17 protein-coding genes are annotated in these 19,039 nt (G+C 71.4%); 10 read left to right on the forward strand and 7 right to left on the reverse strand.

Annotated features, from left to right (window positions below; all coding sequences use genetic code 11):
- Nucleotides 1-10: 10 nt before the first annotated feature.
- Entirely contained in the window at nt 11-958 is a 948-nt protein-coding gene (locus tag ACFQVD_RS08075) for a helix-turn-helix domain-containing protein (RefSeq protein WP_343973418.1), read from the reverse strand.
- Between the two features lie 101 nt (nt 959-1,059).
- Between ACFQVD_RS08075 and ACFQVD_RS08080 the strand changes: the two genes are divergently transcribed.
- Nucleotides 1,060-2,103: a saccharopine dehydrogenase family protein gene (locus ACFQVD_RS08080; protein WP_343973421.1), complete on the forward strand. Its 1,044-nt coding sequence runs from the start codon at nt 1,060-1,062 to the stop codon at nt 2,101-2,103.
- 172 nt (nt 2,104-2,275) lie between these two features.
- Here the strand turns inward: ACFQVD_RS08080 and ACFQVD_RS08085 are convergent, their stop codons facing one another.
- Nucleotides 2,276-3,544, reverse strand: a complete 1,269-nt coding sequence (locus ACFQVD_RS08085; RefSeq protein WP_343973424.1) for an MFS transporter — start codon at nt 3,542-3,544, stop codon at nt 2,276-2,278.
- A gap of 117 nt (nt 3,545-3,661) precedes the next feature.
- Here ACFQVD_RS08085 and ACFQVD_RS08090 point away from each other — a divergent pair, with 117 nt between their 5' ends.
- The 4 genes from ACFQVD_RS08090 (at nt 3,662) to ACFQVD_RS08105 (ending at nt 6,247) form a co-directional block, all read left to right on the forward strand.
- Nucleotides 3,662-4,597 carry a LysR family transcriptional regulator gene (locus tag ACFQVD_RS08090; protein ID WP_343973427.1) on the forward strand — a complete coding sequence of 312 codons (936 nt, stop codon included), beginning with the start codon at nt 3,662-3,664 and terminating at the stop codon, nt 4,595-4,597.
- 96 nt (nt 4,598-4,693) lie between these two features.
- Nucleotides 4,694-5,170 carry an ArsR/SmtB family transcription factor gene (locus ACFQVD_RS08095; RefSeq protein WP_343973430.1) on the forward strand — a complete coding sequence of 159 codons (477 nt, stop codon included), beginning with the start codon at nt 4,694-4,696 and terminating at the stop codon, nt 5,168-5,170.
- On the forward strand, nt 5,167-5,919 hold the full coding sequence (locus ACFQVD_RS08100) for a cation transporter (RefSeq protein WP_343973433.1): 753 nt from the start codon (nt 5,167-5,169) through the stop codon (nt 5,917-5,919). The genes ACFQVD_RS08095 and ACFQVD_RS08100 overlap by 4 nt, the downstream gene beginning before the upstream one ends.
- Complete coding sequence (locus ACFQVD_RS08105) at nt 5,912-6,247, forward strand: DUF3703 domain-containing protein (protein ID WP_343973436.1); 336 nt, start codon at nt 5,912-5,914, stop codon at nt 6,245-6,247. The genes ACFQVD_RS08100 and ACFQVD_RS08105 overlap by 8 nt, the downstream gene beginning before the upstream one ends.
- Before the next feature lie 1,468 nt (nt 6,248-7,715).
- On the opposite strand, the gene ACFQVD_RS08110 is transcribed toward ACFQVD_RS08105, so the two are convergent.
- Together ACFQVD_RS08110 and ACFQVD_RS08115 are read right to left on the reverse strand one after the other, a co-directional pair.
- A complete protein-coding gene (locus ACFQVD_RS08110; RefSeq protein WP_364152779.1) occupies nt 7,716-8,585 on the reverse strand; it encodes an SDR family oxidoreductase in 870 nt (289 codons plus the stop codon).
- A gap of 354 nt (nt 8,586-8,939) precedes the next feature.
- Nucleotides 8,940-10,100, reverse strand: a complete 1,161-nt coding sequence (locus ACFQVD_RS08115) for an MFS transporter (RefSeq protein WP_343966226.1) — start codon at nt 10,098-10,100, stop codon at nt 8,940-8,942.
- A 148-nt stretch (nt 10,101-10,248) separates the two neighbouring features.
- On the opposite strand from ACFQVD_RS08115, the gene ACFQVD_RS08120 reads away from it, so the two are divergent.
- Nucleotides 10,249-10,401 (forward strand): hypothetical protein, encoded by a 153-nt coding sequence (locus tag ACFQVD_RS08120; RefSeq protein WP_343966228.1) that lies wholly within the window; start codon nt 10,249-10,251, stop codon nt 10,399-10,401.
- 58 nt (nt 10,402-10,459) lie between these two features.
- On the opposite strand, the gene ACFQVD_RS08125 is transcribed toward ACFQVD_RS08120, so the two are convergent.
- Nucleotides 10,460-11,233, reverse strand: coding sequence for an SDR family NAD(P)-dependent oxidoreductase (locus ACFQVD_RS08125; protein WP_343966230.1), 774 nt, complete (start codon nt 11,231-11,233; stop codon nt 10,460-10,462).
- 11 nt (nt 11,234-11,244) lie between these two features.
- Complete coding sequence (locus ACFQVD_RS08130) at nt 11,245-11,727, reverse strand: MarR family winged helix-turn-helix transcriptional regulator (protein ID WP_343966233.1); 483 nt, start codon at nt 11,725-11,727, stop codon at nt 11,245-11,247.
- 116 nt (nt 11,728-11,843) lie between these two features.
- On the opposite strand from ACFQVD_RS08130, the gene ACFQVD_RS08135 reads away from it, so the two are divergent.
- The 4 genes from ACFQVD_RS08135 (at nt 11,844) to ACFQVD_RS08150 (ending at nt 18,542) form a co-directional block, all read left to right on the forward strand.
- A complete protein-coding gene (locus ACFQVD_RS08135; RefSeq protein WP_343966235.1) occupies nt 11,844-15,086 on the forward strand; it encodes an efflux RND transporter permease subunit in 3,243 nt (1,080 codons plus the stop codon).
- A 161-nt stretch (nt 15,087-15,247) separates the two neighbouring features.
- A complete protein-coding gene (gene purB / locus ACFQVD_RS08140) occupies nt 15,248-16,678 on the forward strand; it encodes an adenylosuccinate lyase (protein ID WP_343966237.1) in 1,431 nt (476 codons plus the stop codon).
- Nucleotides 16,679-16,692: 14 nt separating this feature from the next.
- Nucleotides 16,693-17,439 carry a GNAT family N-acetyltransferase gene (locus ACFQVD_RS08145; protein ID WP_343966239.1) on the forward strand — a complete coding sequence of 249 codons (747 nt, stop codon included), beginning with the start codon at nt 16,693-16,695 and terminating at the stop codon, nt 17,437-17,439.
- A 125-nt stretch (nt 17,440-17,564) separates the two neighbouring features.
- The gene (locus ACFQVD_RS08150) at nt 17,565-18,542 is read left to right on the forward strand and encodes a DUF4037 domain-containing protein (protein ID WP_343966241.1); all 978 of its coding nucleotides are present in this window, start codon (nt 17,565-17,567) and stop codon (nt 18,540-18,542) included.
- A gap of 43 nt (nt 18,543-18,585) precedes the next feature.
- Here the strand turns inward: ACFQVD_RS08150 and ACFQVD_RS08155 are convergent, their stop codons facing one another.
- The gene (locus ACFQVD_RS08155; protein ID WP_343966243.1) at nt 18,586-18,897 is read right to left on the reverse strand and encodes a DUF3817 domain-containing protein; all 312 of its coding nucleotides are present in this window, start codon (nt 18,895-18,897) and stop codon (nt 18,586-18,588) included.
- Nucleotides 18,898-19,039: the final 142 nt, after the last annotated feature.

Raw genomic sequence — 19,039 nt, forward strand, 5'->3', positions numbered from 1 at the left:
GGCCGCGGCCTCATGCCCGGAACGTGCGACGGTAGGTGTCCGGTGGTACGCCGATCGTGCGGTGGAAGTGGCGGCGCAGTGTCGTCGCCGTGCCCATGCCCGCGGCCGAGGCGATGGCGTCGACGCTGTCGTCCGTGCTCTCCAGCAGTTCCTGCGCGCGGCGGATCCGCTGCGTCAGCAGCCACTGCAGCGGGGTGGTACCGGTCGCCGAGCGGAAGTGGCGGGTCAGGTGGCGCGAGCTCATGTTCGCCTGGCGGGCCAGGTCCTCCACGGTGAGCGGCTGGTCCAGCCGCCGCATCACCCAGGGGAGCAGCTCGGTCAGGGGATGGCCGTCCTGGGCGGGCACCGGTGTGGTGACGAACTGGGCCTGGCCACCGGCCCGGTGAGGCGGCACGACCAGGCGGCGGGCGACCACGTTGGCGATCGCCGAGCCGTGGTCGCGGCGGACCAGATGCAGGCACAGGTCCATCGCCGCGGCCTTGCCCGCGGACGTGAGCACGCTGCCGTTGTCGACGTAGAGCACGTCCGGATCGACCTTCACCCGGGGATGGCGCGCGGCCAGTTCCTCGGTGTGGGCCCAGTGCGTGGTCGCGCGTAGCCCGTCCAGCAGGCCGGCGGCGGCGAGCACGAACACGCCCGTGCACAGGGAGACCACCCGCGCGCCCGACTCGTGGGCCGCGCGCACCGCCTCGACCAGGTCGGCCGGCGGGTCCTCGTCGACGTCCGCCAAGGCGGGGACGATCACGGTGTCGGCGTGCGCCAGCCGGTCGAGGCCGCAGTCCGGCTCCAGCAGGAACCGGCCGACCCGGACGGCGTGCGTGCCGCACACCCTGACGTCGTACCAGGGGCCTGGCAGCGTGGCCGGGGCGGAGCCGAAGACCTCGTAGGCCAGGGCCAGCTCGAAGTGCAGCATCCCGTCGCTAGCGGCGACCGCGACGGAACGCGAGACAGAACTCATGTCGGGAATTGTACGGGTCATGTCATTTCAGACACTGGCCCCGATGGGCCGACGAGGACAGGATTTCCGCAGTGGATCACTTCGAGCACGCGGGAGCAGGCATGGAATCGGATCGAAACGTGGCGGTGTTCGGCGCTTACGGGCATACCGGGCGGTTCGTGGTCGCGGAGTTGCGCGAGCGCGGATACGTTCCGCTGCTCCTCGGCCGCGACCAGGACAAGCTGCTGGCGCTGGCGCAGGCCCAACCGGGGCTCGAGGCGCGGCAGGCGTCGGTCGACGATCCGGCCTCGCTCGATCGCGCGCTGAACGGCGCGATCGCTGTGATCAACTGCGCCGGGCCCTTCGCCGCGACCGTCGCCCCGCTGGTCGAGGCGGCGCTGCGCGCCGGCATCCCGTATGTCGACGTGGCGGCCGAGATCGAGGCGAACCTTGACACGTTCGCGCACTTCGCGGAGCGCGCCCGCGCCGCGGGCACCGTGGTGGTCCCGGCGATGGCCTTCTACGGCGGCCTCGGCGACCTGTTGGTCACCACCGCGATGGGCGACTGGACGGCGGCCGACGAGGCGCACATCGCCTACGGCCTGAGCAGTTGGCATCCCACCGCCGGGACGCTCGCCTCGGGCGTGGTCTCGGGGCGGCGACGGGGTGGCCGCCGTGTCCGCTACACCGGCGGACGGCTGGAGTACCACGACGACGCTCTGCCGATCCTGGAGTGGCCCTTCCCGGCTCCGCTCGGCCCCCGGAGCGTCATCGGAGAGTTCACCATGGCCGACGTCGTCACCGTTCCCAGCCACCTGGCCGTCCCGGAGGTGCGTACCTACATGACCGCCGAGGCGGCCGCGGACCTGTCCGCTCCCGGCGCCTCGGCACCGGCCGCCGTCGACGAGCGCGGCCGCTCCGCGCAGACCTTCCTCGTCGACGTCCTGGTCCGTTCCGGCGGCACGGAACGCCGCCTGGCCGCCGCCGGTCAGGACATCTACGCCATCAGCGCGCCGCTCGCGGTGGAGGCCGTCGACCGCATCCGCACCGGCCGGACCAGGATCACCGGCGTCGCCTCCGCGGGCGCGGTCTTCGACGCCCCGGACTTCCTCCGCGCCCTGTCCTCGCACCTCTCGCTGCACGTCCCGCTCGACGCACGCGGCTGACCGGCGACCCACGCCGGGATCCGGACCGTGCTCGGTGCGGCGGAACGGCGGCTTCGGCCCGTCGTGCTCCATCGTCCCTGCACTCCTTGCCGCCGCCCGCGTCACCGCCGAAAACGATCCGCTCGCCCGTCGCCGCGCGCTGGATCACAGCAGGTCGGCACGCACCGCCCCGCTACTTCGGGCTGGGAGCCTCTGGCGCCTGGCCGGCGTTCTTGAGTTGGGATGTGCGGTCGTGCCGAGGCAGGAGGAGCGAGGTCGCCAGAAGCAGGAGACCGGCGATCGCGATCGCGGTGCGGGGGCCGGTGAGGCCGGCCAGCAGGCCCCACAGTCCGGTCATGGCCGCGATGGTGGCCTTACCGGTGATCGACCAGGCGGACAGTGTGCGGGCGATCCGGTCCGACGGAAGCTGTTCGAGCCGGTAGGTGGCGAATACCGGGTTGAACACGCCCATGCAGGTGATCAGCCCGAGTTCGACGGCGATGACGAGGAGAAGTCCGGCGGGGCCGGGGCCGATGAAGGCCAATCCGAGCGGCCAGCACGCGCGCAGCGTCCCGGCGGTGAGCATGACCTTGTGCTGCCCGAACCGCGCCAGGAGCGGGCGGGCCAGTCGCGAGCCGATGAGACCGCCGACGCAGGGTGCTCCGAAGGCGAGGCCGTACTGCCAGGGGGCGAACCCGAGGTCGCCGAGCATGAGGGCGGCGAGCAACGGTGAGACTGCCATGATCAGGCCGTTGACCAGGACGGTGTTGAAGAACAACGGGCGCAGCGCCGGGCTGGCGAGGATGTACCGCCACCCCTCCAGCAGGTCGCCGGCTCCAGGCCGGGGCGGTGCGGCGGTTCGCGCGGGACGTGGCTCCCGCCCGCCGATGGCGCGGATCCCCGCGGCCGAGAGGAGGAAGCCGACCGCGTTGGCCGCCACGCTCGTCACCGGGCCCACCAGCCCGAGCGCGGCGGTACCGAGCGGCGGCCCGAGCGCGGTGGCGGTCCAGGTCGTGGCCTCGAGCCGCCCGTTCGCGACGAGCAGGTCCTCGGACCGGACGAGCGCCTTCAGGCATGCTCCGCTCGCGGCGGTGAAGGCGATGTCGGCCGCGCCGACAACGACCGCGACGACCAGGAGCTGAGCGAGGCTCAGCCGGCCGAGCACGTAGGCGGCGGGAACGCTCGACAGCGCCGCGAACCGGATCAGGTCCATCGCGATCATCACCGGCCGCTTGCGCCGGAACTCCACCCACGGCCCGAGCGGCACCGCGACCACAGCCCCGACCGCGAGCCCCGCGGCGGCCAGTACCGACACCTCGGTGGGCCCTGCGTCCAGAGCGAGAATCGCGATCAGGGCGAACGCGTCGAAGGCGAACCTCGTGCCGAACGTGCTGACCGCATAGGCGGCCCAGAACCACCTGAACCGCCGCCCCAGCGACCTTCCCACCCCGTACCCCGCCATCTCTAGGAAACAACCACCCGTTGATTCGAGAGATCAAAACGCGCAGCCAGCAGGCGGGTCAAACAACCAGCCGACCGAAGTCACACAACCACGAGTTGTGCACTAAGGTCGGCCAGTGTGGATCTCGATGCTGTGCGCACGTTCGTCGCCGTCGTGGACACCGGCCAGTTCCAGCACGCCGCCGCAGACCTGTCGATCACCCAGCAGGCCGTCTCCAAGCGCATCGCCGGGCTGGAGAGGGACCTCGCCGTGCGGCTGTTCACTCGCGCTGCGCGCGGGGCCCGGCTCACCATCGACGGGCAGGCCTTCCTGCCCCACGCGCGCGAGCTGCTGCGCGTCGCCGAGCGGGCGGTCGCGTCCGTGCTCCCCGGCAGCCGTCCGCTGCGCGTCGACGTGATCGCCTCGCGCAGCGCGGCGTCGGGCCTGATGCGCGGCTTCCACCGCGCGCACCCCGAGATCGAGCTCGACGTGGTGATGCTGTTCGACATCGAGACGGCCGTCGCCGCCGTTCGGTCCGGTGCGATCGACGCCTCCTTCCGCGCCGTCGTCGTGCCCGGCCGGCCCCTTCCCGAGGACGTCGAGTCCGCCTGGGTGCTCGACGAGCCGCTCCAGCTCCTCATCGGCCCCGCCCACGCGCTGGCCGGCGCCCGGTCGGTGACCGTCGCCCAGCTCGCCGGGCACCGGATCTGGATGCCCGGCATCGTCCCCGGCACCGAGTGGGCCGCCTACTACGCCGATCTCGTCGCCGAGTTCGGCCTCACCATCGAGGCGACCGGCCCCAACTTCGGCTCCGACGCGCTCCTCGACACCATCGCCGACACCCCGGCCCTGGCCACCTTCATGAGCGAGCAGACCCGCCTGGTCTGGCCCGCCGACCACGGCCTGCGCCGCATCCCGGTGACCGACCCGACGCCCGTCTACCCGCACTCGCTCCTGTGGCGTCGCGACAACCTCCACCCGGCGCTGGCCACCCTGCGCGCCCACCTCGCCGCCGCGGCCGCCGGTCACGACGCCGCCGGGACCTGGGCGCCGGGCTGGGCGATTCGGCGTTGAGCGCCGCCACGTCTGCGACCGTCGTGACGTGATGTCAACGCCGAGCGTAGCGCACCCTCTCCCCAATACATAAGCAAATCGGGATATCATCGTCATATGGCGATTGATTCTGATGGTGGCCGGTGTGTCAGTGCCGACATCGCGACCGGTGTCTCCCCGGCGGCAGCGCTGTTCCACTCCCTGGCCGACGAGAGCCGGCTGCGCATCGTGCAACGGCTCGCCCGCGGTGAGGCCCGGGTGGTGGACCTCACCGCAGAGCTGGGGCTGGCCCAGTCAACGGTGTCCAAACACCTGGCCTGCCTGCGCGACTGCGACCTGGTCGACTATCGCGCCGAAGGCCGCCAGTCCTTCTACTCCCTGGCCCGGCCCGAGCTGATGGACCTGCTGGCCTCGGCCGAGCACCTGCTGGCCGTCACCGGCCACGCCGTGATGCTGTGCCCCGTCCACGGCACCCGGTCCGGCACCCGGCAGGGCCCGGCCGACGCGCACGGCGCTCTGCGGGCCGAGATCGACCACGATCTCGGACGCCTCGCCGAGCAGGCAGGCGCGATCGAAGCAGAGGGCGTGTCATGACCACGCTGAACCTGCCCGCCCCGGAGCGGCGGGTCTTACTGCAGCGCCGCATCCGGCTGCTGGTCGCCGCCACCATCACCTACAACGTGGTCGAAGCGGCCGTGGCCATCACCGCCGGCACCGCCGCCTCCTCCGCGGCGCTGATCGGGTTCGGCCTCGACTCGATCGTCGAGGTCGCCTCCGCCGCGGCGGTGGCCTGGCAGTTCTCCGCCGCCGACCACGAAGGCCGCGAGAAGACCGCGCTGCGCGTCATCGCGATCTCGTTCTTCGCCCTGGCCGCCTACGTCACCTTCGACGCCGTCCGCGCCCTGCTCGGCGCCGGCGAGGCCGAGCACTCCACCCCTGGCCTGACCTTGGCCGCCCTGAGCCTGGTCATCATGCCGTTCCTGTCGTACGCACAGCGTCGCGCGGGCCGCGAGCTGGGCTCCGCCTCGGCGGTGGCCGACTCCAAGCAGACGCTGCTGTGCACCTACCTGTCCGGCGTGCTGCTGGTGGGCCTGGCGCTCAACAGCCTGTTCGGCTGGTCCTGGGCCGACCCGATCGCCGCCCTGGTCATCGCCGCCGTCGCGGTCAAGGAAGGCCGCGAAGCCTGGCGCGGGGACGCCTGCTGCGCCCCCACCGGTGAGGCGGGCCAGAGCGCCACGGCGAGCGGGAAGGACCGCGCCGACGGCTGCTGCCAGGCCGACGCCCCCGCCACCGTCAGCATCGACACGATGGTCAGGAGGCATGATGATCGGCCGGATGCCTGAACACGTGCGCGTCGCCTACCAGGCCGAGATGCGCGCCGCCCGCGCCGCCACGCAGGCGCGGACCCGCTGGCGGCACCTGGAGCGCGCCCACATCCTTTCCCAGCCCTGGCCGTGGCCGCACACCGCCAACCACCTCGCGATGTTCGCCCTCGCCGTGGCCCAGCGCGACCGCCGCGAGGCCCTGGGCCAGGTTGTGCGCATCATCGTCGCGGCGCCCGGCTCGGCGCTGGGCCGCTACCCCGAGGGCAACACCGGCCGCGCCCGCGCCGGCCTCACCCGGCCCATGCCCATCCCCGACGACCTGGCCACCGTGCTCAAGGCCGCCTGATGGGAGCCGTCGGGTCGGCTGTTCGGGCAGACTCGAGGTCTCTGGTGGTCGCCGGTGGGCGAGCACTCCCGCCGCCCTGTCAAAGCCGCCCCGTTCGGGGCGACGGTACCGGCCGCTTCATCTGGACGCACCCTCATGGCCTGGCGGCTGTCGTGGGCTGATGGGCCCCGCGCGGTCAGGCCTTCGGCGCGTAACCACTCGGTCGGCGTGCACCCGGCGATGGCCCGCCATTCCCGGGTGAGGTGCGCCTGGTCGGCGAATCCCGACGCCGCAGCCACTGCCGCCAGGCTGACCGCCACACGCCGCGCGTGCCGCCTTCCTGCCTCAGCTCGGCTGCCTTCAGGTGAAGCCCGGCGACGACGGCCCGGAATCGTTCCCGCGAGCCGGGCCGCCCGAGCCATGCGATCTCCAATGAGTCCGCCTCCGGGATCGTGATCGACATCGTGGACGAGGGCAGCCCGCCACGAACGGCGCCAGAGCCGCGGACCTCTGATGAGAAGGCACGGTGGTCACTTCTTCACGGTACGGCGGTCCGGCGATGCGGCCGATCTCTCCGCCCCGCTACGGCCGCCCGCCCGCCTGGTGCGGCTCCCTGAGATCGATGGTCGGACATCGTCGAACAGCGCCCACCTGCGGATGTCGCCTCCTCACGTGCTGGGGGCACCGACGTCGCGGGCGTCGCCGACCCCGGCGACCGATCCCAAGGATCGGCCGATCCTCACCAACGACCATTAGAACGCGAAGTAGTGGTGGTTCACAGCCGAGATGCGATCGTTGAACCCCTTGGCTCCCAGATCGGCGATGCTCTGGAAGGGCTGCACGTGCAGCTTGGATCCAGGTGGCAAACCGTAGGTGGCGGGATAGCGGAGTGGGTGCCGGTGCCGGGGGACGCGGTCCGCACGGGCTGGGCGCGCATGTAGTCCAGCGCTTCCTGGGTTACGGAGAAGGCGCGAAGGACCTGGCGTTCGGCGGCTGCGTCGTCCCATACGTAATCCAGCGCGAGGCCGTCCAGTGCGGCCACCTCGCCGGGTGCGATCTCGTGTTTGTCGTCCAGCAGTATCGGCAGCTGGGTGGGCCGGTGCCGCGTACGCCCGGCCCGCCAAGGCAACGCGGGGGAGGCGGGCTGGGCGAGCCCGACCGGCTTGCCGCTGGCCCGGCGGTAGAGGATGTCCTCCTCAGAGGCTCACGTGCGGTCGGCCTCGGCCAGCAGTAGCCCCGCCAGGTCGTCGGGGGAGTGGACCCCTTCCCGCCGAAGCAGCTCCAGGGCCTGGAGACGGCGGTCAGCATCGTGCGATGCGCTCATGGGATCCCCTCGCGGCGGGAGCGTCTGCCGGCTTCACTGTGAGGTTGCGATAACCCAGTGTCAACTCTCTGTGTTCCTCGCCGACGTCCCGCTGGTTCGGCCGGTACTCCCGAAACTGCACCGAGCTGCGAACTTGTCGTTTGACGTGTCCGTCCCTTTTTCGGGTTACCCGCTCCGCCCGCCGATGACGTCGGCCAGGGGGGTGGCCGGATGGCCGGTCAGGCGGGGGACGGCGTCGCCGAGGCCGTCGAGTTCGCCGGCGGCGACGGCGGTGTAGGTGGAGATCCACGCGTCGAGCTGCCAGGCGGGGGCGCCGTAGGCGGCGCGGGAGCGGTATGCCTCCTCCACCGTCTCCGGCCGGTAGGTGATGGTGCGGCCAGTGGCCTGCGACAGGACGGCGGCGATCTCCTCCATGGTGAGAGCATGTGGGCCGGTCAGGTCGTAGGTGGCCCCGGTGTGCCCGGCCGGGTCGGTGAGGACGGCGACCGCGGCGTCGGCGATGTCGTCCTGGGCCACGACCGCGGTTCGGCCCAGGGCGGCGGGGCCGCGGATGACGCCGTCGTCGCCGACCAGGGCGGGCATGAAGTCGGCGTACAGGTTGTCACGCAGGAAGGTGAAGGCCAGGCCGGTGGCGCGGATGTGCTGCTCGGTGGCCCAGTGGTCGCGGGCCAGGGTGAACGTGGCCTGCGGTGCGGCGCCGTAGAAGGAGATGTACACCAGGTGGGCGACGCCGGCCTCGGCGGTGGCGTCGACGAAGGCGCGGTGCTGCTCCAGACGGTCGGGGCTTTCCGAGGCCGAGACCATCAGCACCGTCTCGACGCCGCGCAGGGCGGCCGCTGCGGCCTCGCGGTCGCTGTAGCCGGCGCGGGCGACGGCGGCGCCGGGCAGGTGCGGGGCGCGGGCGGGGTCGCGCACCAGCAGCAGCTGCGGGATGCCGGCGGCGGCCAGACGGCGGGCCACACGCCCGCCGAGACGGCCGGTGGCGCCGGTGACCGCGATCGTCGCGCCGCCGGAGCGGGTGGGCTGGTCGGTCATGGGCGGGTCTTTCCCTCCTGGTGCGGATGACGCCGGGGGTGTTGTCCGATGTCGAGCACGAGCAGTCGCGTATCGGCTGGGGGGCGTCCAGCCAGGCCTGCGGGCAGGTAGGGGCGGGGCCTTCACGCACGTCGGGGAAGGTCCCACCGCCACAGCCGGGGCGGGATGGCCACGGGGTCGGTCTCGCGGCTTCCGGTGGAGCGCCGGCGGGCGAAGGTGTACCGGCACCGGTGGTCGTACGGACTCGGGCCTCTCTTATAAATCTACATTGTAAAGGCATCCGCTTCGTATCAAGATCATTTACAAGTGGACTAAAGACTCTCTCCAGGAGACAAGGGGCGTCCTGTTCACCGATCATGACGGTTGCGGGTGACGTAGTGCTCCGGCGGAGGCCGCCATGAACGCCGCGAGCAGGACGGGAATCCCCAGAGCGGCGGGCAGGCCGATGAGTTCGGCGGCGCCGCCGATGATGGCGGGGCCGGCGACGAGCCCGGCGTAACCGACGGTGGCCACTTGGGCGATGGCCTGCCCGGCACGGGCCGGGTCGTGGTTTCCCGCCGCGGAGAAGACCTGGGGGACGATGGTGGCCAGGCCCAGACCGAACAGGGCGAATCCCACGAAGGCGACGAGGGTCTGGCCGACGAGCAGGGCGGTGCCGAGGCCGAGGGCGGCGACGAGCCCGGAGTAGCGGACCAGGTGCACCGGGCCGAACCGTTGGGCGAGGTGGTCTCCCGCGAAGCGGCCGATGGTCATGGCGGTTGAGAAGACGGCGAATCCGGCGGCGGCGACGGCTTGGGGGGCGCCGAGGTTCTGGAAGAGGTAGACGGCGGTCCAGTCGTTGGCGGCGCCCTCTCCGACGAGTCCGGCGAAGGCCACGATTCCCATGAGGATGATCCAGTTGGTCCATGGGGCGCGGCGTGGGGTGGTGGTGTGGGTGGCCGGGGGTGGGGTGGTGGGGAGGAGGTGGCGCCGGGCGTACAGGGAGGCGAGGGCGAGGGGGATGCCGACGGCGGTGAGGGTGGCGGCGGCGCTGAGGTCGAGCCAGGCGAAGAGTCCGCCGATGCCTGCGCCGATGAGTCCGCCGATGCTGAACATGCCGTGGAAGGAGGACATGATGGGGCGGCCGTAGGCGCGTTCGACTTCGACGCCGTGGGCGTTCATGGAGACGTCGAGGGAGGCGTTGACGAGGCCGAAGAGGAAGAGGGTGGCGATGAGGGCGGGGAGGGTGGTGGCGTAGCCGGGGGGGATGACGGTCAGTGAGGTGGCGATGGCGGCGGGGGTGATGAGGCGGGCGCTGCCGAGGCGGTCGGTGAGGTGTCCGGCGAAGCGCATGCCGGTGATGAGTCCGATGGCGATGGCGAGGAGTCCGTAGCTGAGCTGGCCGTCGCTGAGGTCGAGGGTGTGTTTGATGGCGGGGATGCGGGCGGCCCAGGCTCCGGAGACGGTGCCGAGGAGGATGAAGAAGTAGGAGACGGCTCGTCGGGCGTTGGTGGGGTGCCGGTGTGTGGTGGTCATGAGCGTCCCCGGGTGTGTTTGGGATCCGGGGCGTTATTCAATCATGGTGGGTGATGTGCGGGCTGATGGTGTATGTGGGTTTTGCCGGGTTGGGGTTGGGATTCTGCTCGTGGGTGTTAGTGCTAGGCCTGGGGGTGCGGGGAGGTCCGTGAGCGCCGTCCTGGTCACGGCGGGCGGTAGCACGGGCGGGGTCGTCCCGGTCGGCGACGTGGCCTGGTGTTCCATCCTCTGCTGCGGCAGGGGCGGCGCGCCGGTCTCCTCGGTGCCGGGCCGTGCGACCTCGGCCTGGGGGCGGTTTTGATGGCTTGGGGCATGGCAGGGGTCGCTATGGCGTGGCCGGTGGTGGCTCGGTGGGTGGCTCAGTGGACGGAGAAGCCGCCGTCGACGCAGATGGCCTGGCCGGTGATGTAGGCGCCGGCGTCGGAGGCGAGGAGGAGGGTGAGGCCGGCGAAGTCGGCGGGGGTGGCGTTGCGGCCGATCATGGAGCGGGCGGCGAGTGCTTCGACGCGGCCGGGGATGGCCTGGGCGGGTTCGGTGAGGGGGGTGAGGACGAAGCCGGGGATGATGGTGTTGGCGCAGACGCCGTGGGGGGACCAGGCTTCGGCCTGGGAGCGGGTGAGGCCGGTGATGGCGGCTTTGGAGATGCCGTAGGCGCCGCTGTCGCCGAAGGCTTTGTGGGATTGCTGGGAGCCGAGGTTGATGATGCGTCCCCAGCCGCGCTGGGCCATTCGTGGGCCGAAGTGCTGGCCGAGGAGGTAGGGGGCGGTGATGTTGACGGCCATGGTCTGGTGGTAGTCGTCGTCGGTGAGCTCTGCCATGGGGTGGCGGATGTTGTTGCCGGCGTTGTTGACCAGGATGTCGATGTCGCCGAAGAGGGTGGGGGCCTGGTCGCGGATGCGGGTGATGTCGGCGGGGTCGGCGAGGTCTGCGCTGATGGCGGCGGCGTTGATGGCCTGGTCGTGGAGTTCGTCGAGGGTGCGGGTGAGTTGTTCGGTGCGGCGGGCGACGATGACGACGGCCGCGCCGGCGTGGCCGAGGGTGTGGGCGATGGTGCGTCCGATGCCGGAGCTGCCGCCGGTGACGAGGGCGGTGCGGCCGGTGAGGCGGAAGAGGTCGTTGATGGGTGTGGTCACAGCAATGAAACCTATCGTCCTACCTTTTCGTGTGCGGGGTGGTCGTGCAGGGTGGAGGCGGCCTGTTGGATCTTCTCCATGACGTTGGACAGGTCGCGCAGGGTGGCGGTGTCGAGGTGATACAGGATGCGGCGGAAGTCGGCGAAGCCGGCGTCGGCGATCTGTTCGGTCAGGGCCAGGCCGGCGGGGGTGAGTCCGACGCGCCGTACCCGGCGGTCGTGGGGGTCCTCGCGGCGGTCGACGAGGCCGTGGGCGACGAGGCGGTCGACGATGCCGGTGACGGTGCCGAGGCCGACGCCGAGGTGGCCGGCGAGGTCCTGGCCGGAGGCGGAGTCCTGGCAGGACAGGAAGATGACGACCTTGAGCTGGCGCATGGTCAGGTTGGAGTCGAAGAGGGGCGAGGAGGGGCGGTGCTGGGCGAACAGTCGTCCCAGGTCGCGCTGGATGGCACCGATCTGGTCGATCAGTCGTTCGCGGTTGTCGTTCACGCTCACCTCTCGCTTCCTGAGAAGGTTATCAGGAACGGTAAGCTTCCTTAAATATTCGCATAAGGCGAAGTGTTAGTCTGGGGCGAATCTTGTTGTGACATCCATTGAGGAGTCCCGCCCCCATGACCTCCTTGGCCAGGTTGAGCCTCGCCAACCGTAGCCTCGTCATACTGATCGCGCTGGTGCTCAGCGCGTTCGGTGTCTTCGCGATCCCGTCGTTGAAGCAACAACTGCTGCCCTCGCTCTCCTTCCCGGGGGCGTTCGTGGTGGCCCCCTACCTGGGCGCCTCTCCCGAGATCGTCGAGGAGCAGGTCACCGAGCCGATCGAGAACAGTTTCCAGGGGCTGGAGGGCGTCACGGAGGTGACCTCGACGTCTCGGGAGGGGATGGCGCAGATCCAGGTGGCGTTCGAGTACGGCACCGACATCGACGCCGCGGTCTCGAAGATGCAGCAGGCGCTGTCGCGGATCAAAACGCAGCTGCCGGCGGAGGTCGACCCGCAGGTGCTGACGGGCGGGACCGACGACATTCCGGTGGTGCAGCTGGCGGTGGGCGACGGCGGCGACCAGCGGGTCATGGCCGAGCGGCTGCAGCGGCTGGTGGTGCCGGAGCTGCAGGGCATCGAGGGAGTGCGCGAGGCGGCGGTGACGGGCACCCGCGACGAGGTGGTGACGATCACTCCGGACCTTGGGAAGCTGGCGCTGCTGGGTCTGGCGCCCACGGCGGTGGCCGACCTGCTGCGCGCCAACGGGCAGCCGATTCCCGCGGGCAGCCTGACCGAGGACAAGGCGTCGCTGACGGTGCAGGTCGGCGCGCGGGTCTCGACTCTGCAGGAGCTGAAGGACCTCTACCTGACCCCCGCGGTGCCGGCGCAGGTTCCCGCGCAGGCACCGGCGCAGGCGCGGCCGGGAGGTGCCCAGCAGGGCACGCAGGGCCGGCAGGCTCAGGCCCAGCGTCCGGCGCCGGCCCCCCAGCCGGTGCGGCTGGGCGAGGTGGCCACGGTGGAGCGGTCGCTGGCCGAGGGCACCTCGCTGACGCGCACCAACGGGCAGCCGAGCCTGGGCGTGGTGGTGACGATGAAGCCGGACGGCAACGCGGTGGCGATCTCGCACGCGGTGCGCGAGAAGATCCCGGGCTTCGTGCGGGCGATCGGTGACTCCTCGCAGGTGACGGTGGTCTTCGACCAGGCGCCTTACGTGGAGCGGTCGATCCACGACCTGACGACCGAGGGGTTGCTGGGGCTGGCGTTCGCGGTGCTGGTCATCTTGGTCTTTTTGCTGTCGGTGCGCTCGACACTGGTGACGGCGGCCTCCATCCCGCTGTCGGTGATCATCGCGCTGATCGCACTGTGGGTGGGTGACTACTCGCTGAACATGCTGACGCTGGGCGCGCTGACGATCGCGGTGGGCCGGGTGGTCGACGACTCGATCGTGGTGCTTGAGAACATCAAGCGTCATCTCGGCTACGGCGAGGCCAAGCGCAAGGCGGTGCTGGAGGGGGTACGTGAGGTCAGCGGCGCGGTGACGGCCTCGACTTTGACGACCGTCGCGGTGTTCGTGCCGATCGCGGTGGTGGGCGGCATGGTGGGGCAGCTGTTCGCACCGTTCGCGATCACGGTGAGCGTGGCGCTGCTGGCGTCGCTGCTGGTGTCGCTGACCGTGGTGCCGGTGCTGGCCTACTGGTTCCTGAAGACGCCGGTGCTCTCGCCCGAGCAGGCGCGGGCGGTGCGCGAGGAGGCCGAGGCCAAGGAGCTGCGCAGCCCGTTGCAGCGGGCCTACCTGCCGGTGCTGCGTTTCGCCACCCGGCGGCGGCTGGTGACGCTGCTGGTGGGGGTGGTGGTGTTCGCCGCGACGATGGGGCTGGCCGGCCGGCTGGAGACCAACTTCATCGACTCCTCGGGGCAGGACACGGTCTCGATCAGCCAGCGGATGCCCGCGGGTACGGATCTGGCGACGACGGACGCCGCGGCCAAGAAGGTCGAGGAGGTTCTGAGGTCGCTGAAGGCGGTGGACGGCTATCAGGTGAACGTGGGTGCCGGCGGTGGGCTCCAGGGGCTGACCGGCGGTGGCGGCGGCGACCGGGCCTCCTACTCGCTGACGATCGAGGAGGGTGCCGACGCCGAGGCGTTGCAGGACACGCTGCGTGAGCGGCTGAAGGGGCTCTCCGACGTCGGGGAGATCACCGTGGGCGGCGCTCAGGGTGCCCCCGGCGGCGGTTCGACCGATCAGTTGCAGGTGATCGTGCAGGCGCCGGATGTGACGACGCTGCGCACCGCGACCGAGACGGTGCGTGCGGCGATGGCGGACCTGGGCGAGCTGCGGGACGTGAGCTCGAACCTGGAGGCCGGTGCGCAGCGCATCGAGGTGCGGGTCGACCGCCAGAAGGCCGCGGCCAGGGGACTGACCGAGACGCAGATCGGGCAGTTGGTCGCGCAGCGGTTCCGCGGGATGTCGCTGGGCGAGCTGACGCTGGACGGGCGTGCCGGTGCGGTGGTGCTGCGGGCCGGTGAGGTTCCCGAGGACCTCAAGGCGGTGCGCGCGCTGACGCTGCCGACGGCGGCGGGCATGGTCAGGCTGTCGCAGGTGGCCGAGGTCTCCAAGGTCGACGGTCCCACGCAGGTGACCCGGATCGACGGTGCGCGCAGCGCGACGGTGTCGGGCACGGCTGTTGGCAGTGACCTGGGCGCGGTGAGCACCGAGCTGACCGCGAGGCTGGACAAGCTGGCGATGCCCGCGGGGGCGAGCTTCACCGTGGGCGGGGTCAGCGCCGACCAGGCCGAGGCGTTCGGGCAGCTGGGGCTGGCGATGCTCGCGGCGATCGCGATCGTTTTCATGATCATGGTGGCGACGTTCCGGAGTTTCGTGCAGCCGTTGATCCTGCTGGTGTCGGTGCCGTTCGCGGCGACCGGTGCGATCGGGCTGCTGCTGGCCACGGGCACGCCGCTGGGCGTGCCGGCCCTGATCGGCATGCTGATGCTGATCGGTATCGTGGTGACCAACGCCATCGTGCTGATCGACCTGATCAACCAGTACCGCGAGCAGGGCATGGGCATCGTGGAGGCGGTGGTCGAGGGGGGTCGGCGGCGGCTGCGGCCGATCCTGATGACCGCGGTGGCGACGATCTTCGCGTTGATTCCGATGGCATTGGGGCTGACCGGTTCGGGTGGGTTCATCTCCCAGCCGCTGGCGATCGTGGTGATCGGCGGGCTGCTGTCGTCGACGCTGCTGACGCTGGTGCTGGTGCCGACCCTGTATGTGATGGTGGAGCGGCTCAAGGAGCGGCTGCGGCGTACCCCCAGGGAAGGGAACTCGCGGCCGGAGCTGAAGGTCTACGACAAGGACGAGCTGGCGCCGAGCAGGCAGTGAACCCTGGAGCAGGTCCTGGGGAGTAGGTTCCGGGCAAACCCTGTGAGCCGGTCGTCGCGCGGTGCGCACCGCGCGACGACCGGCTTTTTCGCGTTCCCGGCCCGTCCGGCTGCGAACCCCTGGGCGGGGTGGGCGGGGCGGGCGGAATATACTGACGCAACGTGACTGCCAAGCCGCGTATCCCCAATGTCCTTGCCACCCGCTACGCCTCACCGCAACTGGCCCGCCTGTGGTCTGCCGAGTACAAGGTGGTGGCCGAGCGGCGCCTGTGGCTGGCCGTGCTGGCCGCGCAGGCCCGGCTGGGGGTGGATGTCCCGCCCGAGGCGGTGGCCGACTACGAGAAGGTCGTCGAGCACGTCGACCTGGAGTCGATCGCCGCCCGCGAGCGCGTCACCCGCCATGACGTCAAGGCCCGCATCGAGGAGTTCAACGCGCTGGCCGGGCACGAGCAGGTGCACAAGGGCATGACGTCGCGGGATTTGACCGAGAACGTCGAGCAGTTGCAGATCCGCGACAGCCTGGTGCTGGTGCGGGACCGGTGCGTGGCGCTGCTGGCGGGGCTGGCGGGGCTGGCGGCCGAGCACTCACAGCTGGTGATGACCGGGCGCTCGCACAACGTGGCCGCGCAGTCCACGACGCTGGGCAAGCGTTTCGCCTCGGCCGCCGACGAACTGCTGGTGGCGTTCGCCCGGCTGGAGGAGCTGATCGGCCGTTACCCGTTGCGCGGTGTCAAGGGACCGGTCGGCACCGCCCAGGACATGCTGGACCTGCTGGGCGGGGACGCGGCCAAGGCGGTCGCGCTGGAGGACGAGGTGGCCGCGCACCTGGGGTTCGCCCACCGGCTGACCAGTGTGGGGCAGGTGTATCCGCGCTCGCTGGACTACGAGGTGCTCACCGCGCTGGTGCAGCTGGCCGCGGCGCCCTCCTCGCTGGCCAAGACGATCCGGCTGATGGCCGGGCACGAGCTGGTCACCGAGGGGTTCGCCCAGGGGCAGGTCGGTTCCTCGGCGATGCCGCACAAGATGAACACCCGCTCGTGTGAGCGGGTCAACGGGCTGACGGTGATCCTGCGCGGGTATGCGTCGATGGCCGGGGAACTGGCGGGCGACCAGTGGAACGAGGGTGATGTGTCGTGTTCGGTGGTGCGTCGGGTGGCGCTGCCGGACGCGTTCTTCGCGTTCGACGGGCTGGTGGAGACCATGTTGACGGTGTTGGGGGAGTTCGGCGCCTTCCCCGCGGTGATCGCCGCCGAGCTGGAGCGTTACCTGCCGTTCCTGTCCACCACGAAGATGTTGATGGCCGCGGTGCGGGCGGGGCTGGGCCGTGAGAGCGCCCATGAGCTGATCAAGGAGCACGCGGTGGCCTCGGCGCTGGCCATGCGCGAGGGCGCCGGCGGCAACGAGCTGCTCGCCCGCCTGGCGGCCGACGAGCGTTTCCCACTGGATGGGGCGGCGCTGGAGGGCCTGCTGGGCGAGCCGATCTCCTTCACCGGTGCGGCCACCTCCCAGGTGGCGGCGGTCGTGGCCCGGGTGCAGGAGGTCGTGGCCCGCTATCCGCAGGCGGCCGCCTACCGGCCTGGGGCGATCCTCTGAGCAGCGCGCCGGGGGTGCCGAGGGTACTGCGCGAGGTGGCCGAGGTGGCCGAGGCCTGCGCCGGTGACCCGCTCGTGCTGTGGGGTGCCCAGGGGATGGTGCGGGGCGTGCGGGCCTGGGCGCTGGGGGAGGCGGTCGCGGTGGCCTGTCCCGATCTCAACCGCCGCGACCGCCTGACGGTGTGCGGCGAGCCTGAGCAGGTGGCCGCGCTGGCGCAGTGGGCGCTGGGGCGCCTTGGCCCCTCCTACCGGGTGGTGGGCAGCCGGGCACTGGTGGAGCAGGTGGTCGCCCGCTCACCGGGGCTGCGTCTGCTGGGCACCTTCGAGTGGATGGACACCCGCCGGCTCAGCCCCGTCCTCAACGCGGGGCCGGGGCGGGCGCGGTGGCTGGGCCCGGAGGAGGAGGGGGAGGTGAGCGCCCTGCTCGCGGCCGCGGCGCCCTCCTCGTGGGCGGCGCCCGGGGTGGCCGGCGTACGCCGCTGGGCGGGTGTGCGCGACCAGGACGGTGTCCTGGTCGCGGTGGCCGCCGACGCCTGGTCCTGCCCGCAGGTGGGTTTCGTCGCCGGGGTCGCCACCGCCGCGTGCCGCCGCGGCGCGGGGTACGGCGAGGCGGTGTGCCGCTTGGCGCTGGGTGACCTGCTTACCTCGCGCGGCCGTGCCGCGCTGATGGTCGACACCGCCAACCACACCGCTCTCGCCCTGTACGGGCGGCTGGGCCTGCGCCTTCGCCCGCTGGCCGCCGCGGCTTTGGGCGGTGCCTGAGCCCGGCCCTCGGGCGGGGGCCGGAAAACCTGGTGCGGGGCGAGGTCGTGGCAGGCAGAGTGGACGAAATGATGTCTGGTTTCATACCTGGTCTGGAGCTTTCTCGTACTTTCTACACCCAGGTCGTGCGGCCGATCGTGGCCGAGGTGCCGCACAGTGCCGCGCTGGTCGGCGCCGGTTCTGAGGTGCTGGCGTTCGACACCGAACGCTCCACCGACCATGACTGGGGTCCTCGGGTGGTCCTCTTCGTCGAGGAGCACCGGATCGAGCAGGTCCGGCGCGCCGTCGACGGCGGCCTGCCGGAGGTTTTTCGCGGCTACCCCACCGCCGTGACCGGTGCCGGTGGGCCCGGTGGGCACGGTGTGCACGTCGGTGACGCGGCGTCCTGGTTCACCGGGCGGCTCGGTTTCGACCCGCTGCGGGGGGTGAGCATGCTGGACTGGCTGTCGACCCCCTGGCAGAGGCTGGCGGAGGTCACCTGCGGGGAGGTCTTCCACGACGGCCTGGATGTCCTGGAACGCGCCCGTGCCGTGCTGCGCTGGTACCCGCCGGATCTGGAACGCTACGTGCTGGCCGGGCAGTGGCGGCGCCTGGCTCAGCAGGAGGCCTTCCCCGGGCGGTGCGGGGAGGTCGGCGACGATCTGGGCTCGGCGCTGGTCACCGCCGGCCTGGCCCGCGATCTGATGCGCCTGGTGCTGCTGCTGCGCCGCCGCTACCCGCCGTACGCCAAATGGCTGGGCAGTGCCTTTGCGCGCCTGTCGGGTACGGCCGAGCTCGCGGAGGCGCTGTCGGCGGCGGTGGCGGCCGGCGGGTGGCGGGAGCGCGAGGAGCACCTGGGGATGGTCTACCGGCGGGTGGCGGCTCTGTACAACCGGATGGGGGTGGGTCCGGCGCTGGAGGGGAGCCTGCGGTCCTACCATCGGCGGCCCTTCCAGGTCATCGACGCCGGCCGGTTCGCCGACGCCCTCGGCGGCGCCATCACCGACGCCCGGGTGCGGGCGCTGCCTCCGGTGGGGTCGGTCGACCAGTTCGGCGACTGCGCCGACCTGCTGGCCGATCCGCGGCGCTGCCGGGCGGCCACCCGCGCCATCTTGGACCTGTAGGCCAGGCAGCGCAGATCAGGCAGCGCAGATCAGGCAGCGCAGATCAGACGGTGGCCGGTTCGCGGCGGGAGAACATCCGCCGCTCGAACCACAGCGTGGCCAGCGGCGGCACCGCGCACACCAGGCCGGTGACGAGTGTGCCCAGGCTCCAGCGGGCCTGGCGGGCGGCGAGCAGCAGCGCGACCAGGTAGAGCGCGAACAGGGCGCCGTGCACCGGCCCGAAGATCTTCACCCCGAGGTCGCCGGTGGCGGCCACGTGCTTGAAGTACATGCCGATGAGCAGTCCCGTCCACGAACACGCCTCGGCGAAGGCCACGTAACGGAACAGACGCAGGGTGAGCGGCAGAGTCGGCACGACGAAGTACACCTCTCCCAAGAGGGGAATCAAAACTGGGATATCCGTGCGGATCGGACAATGCTCTTCAGCCTAGGGGGGTGCAGGGCCGGTCGGCGCGCCGGGGGAGCGCCGGGGAAGCACAGGGGCGCCGAAAGAGCCC

This window comes from Streptosporangium amethystogenes subsp. fukuiense (assembly GCF_042665875.1).
Lineage (GTDB): Bacteria > Actinomycetota > Actinomycetes > Streptosporangiales > Streptosporangiaceae > Streptosporangium > Streptosporangium fukuiense.